This is a genomic window from Paenibacillus sp. 11B, assembly GCF_030487755.1.
In the GTDB taxonomy this organism is placed as follows: domain Bacteria; phylum Bacillota; class Bacilli; order Paenibacillales; family Paenibacillaceae; genus Paenibacillus; species Paenibacillus vandeheii.
This window is the reverse complement of sequence record NZ_JAUKNS010000002.1, coordinates 1,455,877-1,467,407: the sequence shown is the minus strand read 5'-3', so window position 1 is coordinate 1,467,407 and position 11,531 is coordinate 1,455,877. Positions and strand designations below refer to the sequence as shown.

At 46.5% G+C, this 11,531-nt stretch carries 9 protein-coding genes; all 9 read left to right on the top strand.

Annotated elements, in window-relative coordinates; genetic code table 11:
• The first annotated feature begins 163 nt into the window (after window positions 1-163).
• The 9 genes from liaF to glnA all read left to right on the top strand — a co-directional run bounded on the left by liaF (window position 164) and on the right by glnA (window position 11,258).
• Window positions 164-1,219 carry a cell wall-active antibiotics response protein LiaF gene (gene liaF / locus Q0V21_RS14985; RefSeq protein WP_301879525.1) on the top strand — a complete coding sequence of 352 codons (1,056 nt, stop codon included), beginning with the start codon at window positions 164-166 and terminating at the stop codon, window positions 1,217-1,219.
• Between the two features lie 3 nt (window positions 1,220-1,222).
• Window positions 1,223-2,260 (top strand): HAMP domain-containing sensor histidine kinase, encoded by a 1,038-nt coding sequence (locus Q0V21_RS14980; RefSeq protein WP_079346062.1) that lies wholly within the window; start codon window positions 1,223-1,225, stop codon window positions 2,258-2,260.
• A complete protein-coding gene (locus Q0V21_RS14975; protein WP_301879524.1) occupies window positions 2,257-2,919 on the top strand; it encodes a response regulator in 663 nt (220 codons plus the stop codon). Before Q0V21_RS14980 ends, Q0V21_RS14975 begins: the two co-directional genes overlap by 4 nt.
• A gap of 147 nt (window positions 2,920-3,066) precedes the next feature.
• Window positions 3,067-4,758, top strand: a complete 1,692-nt coding sequence (locus Q0V21_RS14970; RefSeq protein ID WP_079346058.1) for a S1C family serine protease — start codon at window positions 3,067-3,069, stop codon at window positions 4,756-4,758.
• Window positions 4,759-4,951: 193 nt separating this feature from the next.
• On the top strand, window positions 4,952-5,641 hold the full coding sequence (locus Q0V21_RS14965; RefSeq protein ID WP_024629038.1) for a response regulator transcription factor: 690 nt from the start codon (window positions 4,952-4,954) through the stop codon (window positions 5,639-5,641).
• Window position 5,642: 1 nt separating this feature from the next.
• Entirely contained in the window at window positions 5,643-7,103 is a 1,461-nt protein-coding gene (locus Q0V21_RS14960) for a sensor histidine kinase (protein WP_024629039.1), read from the top strand.
• A 68-nt stretch (window positions 7,104-7,171) separates the two neighbouring features.
• A complete protein-coding gene (locus Q0V21_RS14955; RefSeq protein ID WP_079346056.1) occupies window positions 7,172-8,125 on the top strand; it encodes a 4-hydroxy-3-methylbut-2-enyl diphosphate reductase in 954 nt (317 codons plus the stop codon).
• Between the two features lie 229 nt (window positions 8,126-8,354).
• On the top strand, window positions 8,355-9,419 hold the full coding sequence (aroF, locus tag Q0V21_RS14950; RefSeq protein WP_024629041.1) for a 3-deoxy-7-phosphoheptulonate synthase: 1,065 nt from the start codon (window positions 8,355-8,357) through the stop codon (window positions 9,417-9,419).
• A 414-nt stretch (window positions 9,420-9,833) separates the two neighbouring features.
• Window positions 9,834-11,258: a type I glutamate--ammonia ligase gene (glnA, locus tag Q0V21_RS14945; protein WP_063564243.1), complete on the top strand. Its 1,425-nt coding sequence runs from the start codon at window positions 9,834-9,836 to the stop codon at window positions 11,256-11,258.
• Window positions 11,259-11,531: the final 273 nt, after the last annotated feature.

The window sequence follows — 11,531 nt, the reverse complement described above, 5'->3', positions numbered from 1 at the left end:
GGTAGCTCCGGGGTGTTTTTAATTTGGGTTTGCAAGTAACTTTTACATAAATATCCTTCCGCCTCCGTCTGGAGACTGAGATCAATTCCATCTGCCGCCGCTGTTAACCAACTCTTGTCTGATGTAAACTGGATACAGAATACAGACAAAGGAGACATGAGCGATGAAACGATCTACGCGGGACCGCTGGTGGGTTGGCATACCCCTTATTGCGATTGGCGCAATAATATTGTTCAGGCAATTGGGCTATGACATTGATATAGGATACATGTTCAGAACATATTGGCCGTTATTTTTGATTTGGTGGGGTGTAAAGGGAATAACCGAAATTCGGCGCAACGGGAGTCATGCATTGATTGGACCTGCCATAGTCCTGGCGATTGGTGGATACTTTCTGGCACGTAATCTGGGATGGATTGATTACTCTATGGGTGAGTTCATTCGCTACCTGATCCCGGTGATGCTAATTGGTGGGGGCTTATTTGTTTTGATTGGACCTCGTCGTCGTGACCGGAAGCATCATGATCAAGTACAACCGCCTCCATCTCCACCGGAGCAACCGTATAAGCCGTTGTCCCCTGAGGATCTGGAGATGCCGTCTTCGTTTGATGAACAGTTCGAGAAAACATTTGGCAAACCGAAACAGGAACAAAAGAATGATTCGCATGGCTCATTTTATACAGATAAGGAAGACCATAAATCACACGGACATCAACACCATCAGCATCACCATCAACACCACAAGCATAAAGGTTACGGCTCAAACAAAAAGGGCTATGGAACATTTGCTGATGATGACAATTATGATGATGATTCCAATTATTATGGTGGCCATGGAAATACGATTAACAAATCAGCATTTATCGGCGATCTGTATATGGGACAGGAAGTGTTCTCGTTAAAACCGATGAACATTTCGGCATTTATTGGCGATACAGTTATTGATTTGACGAAGGCCCAAATACCTTACGGTGAGACGAAGATTAACATTTCCTCTTTTATCGGGGATGTAAAGGTATTTGTACCGGAAGATATGGATCTGGGTGTAACCGTGACAACGAACTCGTTTATCGGAGACATGTCCCTGTTAAATCAAAAACGGGGTGGATTCCTAAGTAGTGCTCAGGCTGAAACAGCGCATTATCGCGAAGCTGGAAAAAAAGTACGGATTGTCGTTAGTGTGTTTATTGGAGATGTCAAAGTGAATAAGGTGGGTTAACGCATGATTCGAACGATTCTCAAGGCAAATAAATGGGAACTGATGATGTATTTTGCGCTGACCGGTCTCATTACTTTGGGCGGATTTTACTTGTTATACGGGGAAATGCTGATGGGAACAGGGCATCAGCGTGCGTGGACCTATGTTGCCGTTGTTCTACTGGCTACGGTGATCACGGGGTATATTGCCGCCCTGCGGCTTCAACGCAAAATCGATCTTCTGGATCTCAATATGCTGAAAGTATCCAAGGGTAATCTCGCCGTTAGAATGCCTGAGGCAGATGATGCCTCCTTCGGACGGGTATATCAGGAATTCAATGTCATGATGGACTCGATTGAGAAAAAAATGAGATTGCTTCAGCGGCTCGGTGAGCAGGAAGTCATTGAGAAGGAACAGGCATCGGAACGCGCTGTGATTGAAGAGCGCAAACGGATGGCAAGAGATTTGCATGATACGGTCAGCCAGCAGCTGTTCGCCATGCATATGTCGGCTTCCTCCTTACCACGTCTGCTGGAGATGAATCCCGAGCATGGCAGCAAAGTGCTGGATCAACTCATTCAGATGTCGCATATCGCACAGCGGCAGATGCGCGGACTTATTGCACAGCTTCGCCCAGTGGAGCTGGAGGGAAGGGATCTCACCGCAGCACTGGATAGCTGGTTCCCGGATTATTGCAGGCAGAACGGACTCAAAGGTGTGAAAGAGCTGGAACTGGATGGCGGAATTTCCGATGCCATTGAGCACCAGCTGTTTCTTGTTATTCAGGAAGCGGTCGCCAATGTAGTAAAACATGCGGAAGCAGGTTTGGTCAGCCTGGCCATACGTGAAAGTGAGCATCAGATCAGTATGAGCATCAGTGATGATGGCCAAGGTTTCTTACAACAAGCAGAACGACCCGGTTCATATGGATTATCAACGATGCGTGAACGGGCAGAGAAGCTTGGCGGGCAGGTTCAGATTATATCGAAGCCGGGAGCGGGGACAACGGTGCGGGTATTTATCCCGAAATTTCCGAAAGATCCAGAGGAGGAAACGGTATGAGCGGAAAAGTGAATGTAATGATTGTGGATGATCATGATATGGTGCGGATGGGGTTAAAGACGTATTTAATGCTGGAGCCCACATTTCATGTGATGGGAGAAGCCGGTAACGGACAGGATGCATTAAATCAGCTGCGCAAACTGGGTCAAACTGAACTGCCTGACCTGATCCTGATGGATCTGATGATGCCGGTGATGAATGGTGCCGAAGCGACAAAAGCGATCATGACGGAGTTTCCGGGATTAAAAATTGTGATGTTGACCAGCTTTCTGGAGGATGATCTTGTGGTCCAGGCGATTGAAGCCGGAGCGGTCAGTTATGTGCTGAAGACAGTTTCGGCCGAAGAGTTGATCTATGCTTTGCAAGGCGCATACCGGGGGATGCCTGTTATGACAGGGGATGTATCACAGGCACTGACTCGTGGCATCAGACAGCGTACAGCAAGAGAGAATGAATCCGGTCTGACAGAACGGGAAAAGGAAGTTCTCTTGCTGATTGCAGAGGGCAAGACCAATAAGGACATTGGGGAAGAACTACATATTAGTATCAAAACCGTCAAAACTCATGTAAGCAATCTGCTAATGAAATGTGAAATGGACGATCGAACACAACTGGCCATATACGCTCATCGTCAGGGCTGGGTGAAGAATAAGGGTTAGAATGCAGATTTGGCGGGAAAAATGTTCTATAACAGTGTGCTTTTATCTCCTTTTTAATTGTTTTTAAGGTACGGTTAAGGTTTAAAGTACAAAATAAGGACAGTTAAAGAATATCTCTTGCGATAAGAGATTGGGAGGTAGAGAGGCATGGACGAACGTAATTACAGAGCGAACCGTCAAGACGAGGAAAATGAAACTAAACAAGCGGAGAATCGCAATTCATCCGGGACGGACGATTCCTCCTATTATTATTCTTATGGACCTTTTCAGTCCGTGAATCAGGAAGATACAGCAAGTTATAATGGGGAACATAGTCAACGTGAAGAAGGAAATGTAGAGATTACAAGACCTGACCCTGTGAAGCCAGTGCCTACTTACTACAGTAATTACAATAACGAATCATCGGATCAAGCCCATACCTCATCCAGAGGGGGCGGCAATGGTTCAGGCAACGGAGGAGATCAGGGGAACGGCGGCAAGAACAATGGCAATTGGAATTATAATAACCGTCGGCCACGTTCTTCCGTAAGATCGCTTTTGTTCTCTTTTATCGCCGGGATGCTGGTCATCACAGTATTGATGTATACAGCGGACAGAACAAATATGTTTACACCGCAGGAAGCGCTCACAAGTGCTGAAAATGAAAGCACCAGTACCTCATCTTCACCTACCAATTCGGGCAGCAGCAATAATGTGACAGCGTCATTGCTTCCAACCGGTAAAGAGGATGTTTCCTCCGTGGTAACGAGTACTAGTCCGGCTGTCGTCAAAATTGAAACGCTCGCCAAGCAGTCCTCACGTAGCAGCAGCCAAGGCGGTTCTACGATGAGCGATCCATTGTACCAATACTTCTTTGGTAATGGAAGTAATGGCGGAACAGACCAAGGCCAAAATCAGCAGCAACAGCAACAAAGCAGCAATCAGTTGGTCCCGCTCGGTATTGGCTCTGGATTTATTTTTGACAAAGAAGGATATATCCTGACGAACCAACACGTGGTTCAGGGTGCAGATGTGATTCAGGTCACGCTGGAGAATAACAGTAAACCGTATGAAGCAAAATTGCTGGGAAGCAGCTTCGACCTTGACCTTGCCGTATTGAAAATCGAGAAAAACAGTGGCGATGATGCTTTCCCTGTCGCTCCACTGGGTGATTCCAACAGTACACAAGTTGGTGAATGGCTTGTAGCTATTGGTAACCCGGAAGGATTTGAACACACCGTTACTGCAGGTGTATTGAGTGCCAAAGAACGTACCATCAGCATTCCAGACGAAGAAACAGGCAAAACTCGTGAGTACAGCCACTTGTTACAAACGGATGCTTCCATTAATCCGGGTAACTCCGGTGGACCGTTGCTTAACCTCAATGGTGAAGTCATTGGTATGAACGTGGCGGTTAGCGCAGATGCACAGGGTATTGGATTTGCCATTCCTTCGAGTGTAATCTCGGATGCCGTTAAATATCTGAAAGAAAACAAAGAAGTTCCCAAAGAGCCGGTACCGTTCATTGGTGCATCTCTGATGGCCCTCACGCCTGAAGTGGCTAAACAGATGGGAACCGATATCACTGAAGGTTCTGTTGTAGCCAGCACGATCTATCAATCCCCTGCTTACCAAGCAGACCTGCGTGCTTATGACATCATCACAGGTGCCAACGGTACGGCATACAGCACAAGCCAGGATTTGATTGATTTCATCAAGAAACAGGAAATTGGCAGCGAAGTGACATTGAGTGTTGTTCGGGACGGTAAAAAAATGGATGTGAAAATCAAAATCGGCAACAAAAACGATTACGATACTACACAAACAACGGATCAACAACAGCAGCAGCAGCAACCTTAATGAAAATTGGGTTATAAAATAAGGTACAGAAGAGCGGAAGGGTTCGTGGGCCCTTTCGCTTTTTTTGCCCTATCTAAGCTTGGACTATATCCAGGATGAACTTGAAAAGCAGCAAGGTATTTGGAGAAGATGCAGATTGCGCTTTTGCCTGTTACAATGGGATTAAAACGTTAAGGGATAAAGGAGAAAGACCATGCGCTCAACTATTCTGATTGTGGATGATGATGAAAAAATTGTGTCCATGCTTCGGCGGGGACTGGCTTTTGAAGGATATGATGTACAGACGGCTTCCAATGGGGCGGAGGGCCTCAGTAAGCTGATGGATAAAGAGCCGGATATCGTGGTTCTTGATGTCATGATGCCGCAAATTGACGGGTTTGAAGTATGCCGCAGACTCAGGGAAGCGGGGAGCAAGGTGCCCGTGCTGATGCTCACGGCCAAAGATGAAGTACAGAGCCGGGTAATCGGGCTTGATACAGGTGCAGATGATTATCTCGTGAAGCCGTTTGCACTTGAAGAATTGTTGGCTCGTGTCCGTGCCTTACTGCGGCGTAAAGCAGATATGGTAGACACGCCTGATAATCGTCTTATGTATGAGGATATTATTCTGGATAATGATTCTCGTGAGGTGTTGCGTGACGGTCAGCGTCTGGAACTGACTGCCAAGGAGTTCGAATTGCTGAATCTGTTCATGCAAAATCCGAAACGTGTGCTGTCCCGTGATCTGATTATGGATAAAATCTGGGGTTATGATTACAGTGGTGAATCCAATGTGCTCGAAGTGTATATTGCCATGCTCAGACAAAAAACCGAAGAATACGGCGGCAAACGCTTGATCCAGACCATCCGGGGAGCCGGCTATATTTTGAGAGGTGACTCCTGACATGTCCATTCGGTTAAGATTAACCGCGTGGTATTCAGGCATCTTGGCAGCCGTACTCATTTTTTGGGGAGTTGTAATCTACGCTTTTGTTTATTTTAATACGTATCAAGAAGTGGAACAGCAGCTGAAAGATAAAAGTGAACGCATTACGAATCAGATTGGTGTCAATCCGCTTTCACAGTCACTGGACCTGGACCCTTTTACGGAAAGTCAGCTTCAGGAAGCACAGATCTACATCCAGTTGTGGGACTACCAGAGCAGGTCTGGCAAAATATCAGGCAATATGGAGAAGCTTCAGATTCAATTTCCCGTTGTGAAATCCAATGAGATCCAGAAAAAGCGTGGGATATCCAAGATCTATGTGAACGGGACCCCTTTCTTGGTGAACCAGCAGCCCCTGTCTCTTCAGGGAACCAATGAAATAAGAGGACTCCTGCAAGTCGGCGCCAATGTTAGTTCCCAGGAACGATTGTTGGAAGCTCTGCGAAATATTTTGGTTTTTGGCTGGCTTGTCGCGATGGCACTTGCGATTACTTCGGGTCTGGTTCTGGCTCGTAAATCCATGCGGCCACTCGTCAATGTAATTGATGCGGCCAATCAGATTCAGTCTGGGGATGATCTCAGCGTGCGCATACAGTACACGGGTCCCAAGGATGAGATTGGACGTCTGATTGAAACAGTCAATAATATGCTTGAACGAACAGAGCTGTCATTCCGGGGCTTGGAAGAAACGAATAAAGCTCAGCGCAGATTTGTGTCTGATGCCTCTCATGAGCTGCGTACACCGCTGACCACGATCCGTGGCAATGTGGATTTCCTGAAGAAGCTGTGGGATCAGGAGAGCACAGACCGACCGAATCTGGATGAAGAAACGGTTAAACAAATGTCGCTTGAAGCGATAGAAGATATGGCAGATGAAGGCAAACGCATGAGCAGGCTGATCAGCGACATGCTGTCTTTGGCCAGAGCCGATACAGGACAGAAAATCGAACTTAATCCAATCCCGTTGCAAATTCTGGTGCAGGAAGTGGCTCGCAGATCGCAATTTCTTGACCATCAGGCAGACTGGCGTCCAGGAGATCTATCCATTCTGAATGGTATATATGTGAATGGCAGCAAGGACTATTTGCAGCAGATGCTGTTTATTTTTATCGAGAATGCTTTCAAGTACACTCCGGATGGTTCGGTTACTCTGGATGCGATACTTTATAAAGGTCAGGTAGGACTGCGCATCAGTGATACGGGGATCGGAATGGATCGGGATGAGGTCCCGTTTATCTTTGACCGGTTCTATCGGGCGGATGAATCCCGTGGGGCCACACCAGGTATAGGTCTGGGACTGTCGATCGCCAAGTGGATCATTGAGGAGCACCATGGATCTGTCGAGGTGGTAACCCGGCGTGGAGAAGGAACGACCTTTATCATTTGGTTGCCGGTTGTCTTTGCTCCGCCTATCGAATAAGGTTATAATAGACAGGACTGCAATTACATCGGCTATCTTTGCCGAGAGAGAAAGCGGGTGGCAACCAAGTGGAAGTACTGCGAATTTCGCCGCGGGGATATTGTTACGGAGTTGTGGATGCGATGGTGTTGGCGCGTCAGGCGGCACGCAATCTGGACCTACCACGGCCTATTTATATATTGGGTATGATTGTGCATAACCAACATGTGACGGATTCTTTTGAAGATGAGGGTATTATTACACTGGACGGTCCGAATCGGATTGATATTTTGAGCCAGGTAGAGAGTGGAACAGTGATCTTTACGGCCCATGGTGTATCTCCGGAAGTGCGCAAGATGGCACGTGATAAAGGTCTGACTACAGTGGATGCAACCTGTCCGGATGTAACAAAAACCCATGATCTGATTCGGGAGAAGACGGCTGAAGGATATGACATTATCTATATCGGGAAAAAGAACCATCCAGAGCCTGAAGGTGCTGTTGGTGTTGCACCCCATCATGTTCATCTGATCGAGAAGGAAGAGGATATTGACGGACTGAACGTACCTCCCGGCAAAATCCTTATTACGAACCAGACAACGATGAGCCAATGGGACATTAAACACATTATGAGCCGTCTTCTGGAGAAGTATCCGGGTGCTGAAATTCATAATGAGATATGCTTGGCTACCCAAGTTCGGCAGGAAGCTGTTGCTGAACAGGCAGGGCAGGCAGATCTGGTCATCGTTGTAGGTGATCCTCGCAGTAATAACTCCAACCGGCTTGCACAAGTATCGGAGGAAATTGCGGGTGTTACGGCATATCGTGTATCCGATGTGGCTGAGATTCAACAGGAATGGCTGAAAGGTGTGAATAAGGTGGCGGTTACTTCAGGCGCTTCAACGCCAACACCGATCACGAAGGAAGTCATCCTGTATCTGGAGCAGTATGAACATGACAAGCCGGAAACGTGGGAAATCAAGCGTACGGTGAATATGAGCAAGCTTCTCCCTCCTGTAAGGGAAAAGACGCGTACAACGTAAACGAACATCATTATAAGAATCCTGCAGTACAGAGCCGAAATCCGGTGGCTGGCTGCTCGATTCTTTTTTTTGAGGTGGATAAGAGGCGGCTTGACTGAAAAGGGTGAATATGTTATATTTGCTTTAGTGGTTAAAAGCTTAAAAGCGAACAAGCGTTTAAGTGAAGAAGAGTTTTGGGGATTAAATCAGACGCTAAGGCGCTCTCATACAAGGAAGGATGGGAATTATAATGATCGTTATTGCAGGTAAAGCTACTCCGGAGGAACATATTCAGGATATCGTCGCTACAATTGAAAAGGAGGGACTTCAGGTTCATATCTCTCGCGGAGAGGACCGGACTATCATTGGTCTGATAGGTAAAGTAGAACCGAAAATGGCTGAGCATCTCCGCCAAATGAAAGGTGTAGAGAATGTCGTCAAGATTTCGAAGTCCTACAAATTGGCAAGCCGTGACTTCCATCCGGAGGATACCGTAATTTCCATCAAAGGTGTAGATATCGGCGGGAAAGAACTCGTCGTTATGGGTGGACCTTGTGCAGTTGAATCAGCCGCACAGATTGATGAGATTGCCGGCTTGGTTAAGGCTGCTGGTGGGCAGGTGCTGCGCGGTGGTGCATTTAAGCCACGTACAGGGCCATACAGCTTCCAGGGAACGGGTGTTGAAGGCCTGATCATGATGGCAGAAGCAGGTAAGAAGCATGATCTGTTGACCATTACAGAAGTCATGACACCTGAATATGTGGATATTTGTGCCGAGTATGCAGATATTCTGCAAGTAGGTACACGTAACATGCAAAACTTCGATTTGCTGCGCAAATTGGGTGAGTGTGGCAAACCGGTATTGTTGAAACGTGGTTTCAGTGCAACATATGATGAACTGTTGAATGCAGCTGAATACATTCTTGCGGGTGGCAACCCGAATGTAATGCTGTGTGAGCGCGGTATTCGTACATTCGAATCCTACACACGCAATACGCTTGATCTGTCGGCTATCCCTGTTCTCCAGTCGCTCAGCCATCTGCCGGTCATTTCGGACCCAAGCCATGGTACTGGTCGCCGTGAACTGGTTGAACCGATGACGAAGGCGTCTGTTGCTGCTGGTGCTAACGGCCTAATTATCGAAATGCATACAGATCCGGATAACTCTATGACGGGTGACGGCGTGCAGTCTCTGTTCCCTGACCAATTTGCCAACTTGCTTCAGGATCTGGAGAAATTGGCACCAATCGTGGGTAAAACATTCAACACAGCCAAACAACCGGCGGAGTTCTTTCCGGCACGAGTGGGCGTATAACTGATCTTCATCGTATAGGTAATATATATCATCCGGGCATCTGTCCTGACTCCGTTCAATGAGAATGGGGCTAGGACAAAATGTCCGGTTTTTATGTTGTTTGGAGCTTTGAACGCATTTATTAATCATAGGTGATAAGAAACATTTATGATGTTATGTTATTTCCATAATTTAGGCTAAATATAGCCCTGCTTTACCGCATTAAACCAGTTAAATATAGTTTATATTCGTTGTTAAGTGAAATTAATAGGTTTATAAAATGTGAGCATAGCTTACATACTCGCAAAAAATACCTTACATAAGTATTGACGATGTCACATTTGAGATTTTATAATGACGACAGAAAAAAATTCGAATATGGACATTTTCTTAGCGGGGTTGTTTAATGTTCGGAATATTTGGGAGGACGAATACATGTCGGTTGAAAACGTATTGAAATCAATTCAAGAGAACAACATCGAGTGGGTAGATTTTCGTTTTGTAGATTTATCCGGTCGTGCGCACCACATCTCGTTACCAGCTTCGGCAGTTGACGCAGACACTTTTGTAAATGGAGTAGCCTTTGATGGTTCTTCTATTCAAGGTTTCCGCGGAATTGAAGAGTCCGATATGGTTATGATTCCAGACCCTGAAGCGACTTTTGTCGATCCGTTCACAGCACACCCTACCTTGAATGTTATGTGTGATATTTTCACTCCGGATGGCGAGCGTTATGAGCGTGACCCACGTGGTATCGCAGTCAAAGCGGAAGAGTTCCTGAAAGAAAGCGGAGTAGGTACAGCAGCATTCTTCGCACCTGAATCCGAATTCTTCATCTTTGACGATGTACGTTATGAGAGCGGCACGAACAGCTCTTCCTATTTCGTAGATTCCGAAGAAGCTTCATGGAACACCAACCGTAAGGAAGACGGCGGTAACCTTGGCTTCAAAGTTCGCACTAAAGGTGGATATGTTCCTGTAGCTCCAGTGGATACACAACAAGATATTCGTAGTGAAATGTGTCGCATTTTGGAAGAAGCCGGCCTGTCGATCGAGCGTCATCACCACGAAGTGGCGACAGCAGGTCAAGCCGAAATCAACTTCCGTTTTGATACGTTGAAGAAAACAGCAGATAACCTGCTTGTATACAAATACATCGTGCATAACACTGCACGTCAATATGGTAAAGTAGCAACATTCATGCCAAAACCACTGTTTGGTGACAATGGTAGCGGAATGCACGTTCACCAATCCATCTTCGATGGTGATTCCCCATTGTTCTATGACAAAGCGGGATATGCTAATCTGAGTGAAATGGCTCTGCACTACATCGGAGGAATTTTGTACCACGCACCAGCTCTGATTGCTTTGACTAACCCTAGTACGAACTCTTTCAAACGTCTCGTACCTGGTTATGAAGCACCGGTTAACCTGGTTTATTCCAAAGGTAACCGTTCGGCAGCCGTACGTATTCCGGTTGCAGCGGTGACACCGAAAGGTTGTCGGATCGAGTTCCGTACACCGGACTCCACAGCTAACCCTTACCTGGCGTTCGCTGCAATGCTGATGGCGGGTCTGGATGGTATCAAACGCAAAATCAACCCAACTGAGCTTGGATATGGTCCGCTCGACAAAAACATCTATGATTTGTCTGATGCAGACAAAGAAAATATCCGCAGTGTGCCAGCTTCTCTGGAAGAAGCGCTTGACGCTCTGGCAGCGGACAACGAATTCTTGACTGAAGGCGGCGTCTTCACAAAAGAATTCATTGAAAACTATATCAACCTCAAACGTGACGAAGCGAAAGCAGTAGCAATCCGCATTCATCCGCATGAGTACAGCCTCTACTTCGACTGCTAATCCGGTCGGAACAGAAACTGTTCCCAATGTAAGCCTCCGGGACTCGCTCTCGGAGGCTTTTCCTTGAAACAAACGATGTAGTGCATTAACTTTGCAGGGTGATAAAGGAATTTGATAACCCTGATTCGCAGCTTCGGTGCTTATTGCCCTTGAAGCAGATAGGGAATACTGATATCATAGCGATAATATTCACTTTGTAGAGCATTTTGCATAAATCCATAGAGCGACTTCCAATAAGTAAGATATAGATCGAAGTGATTCAATTCGTCTATA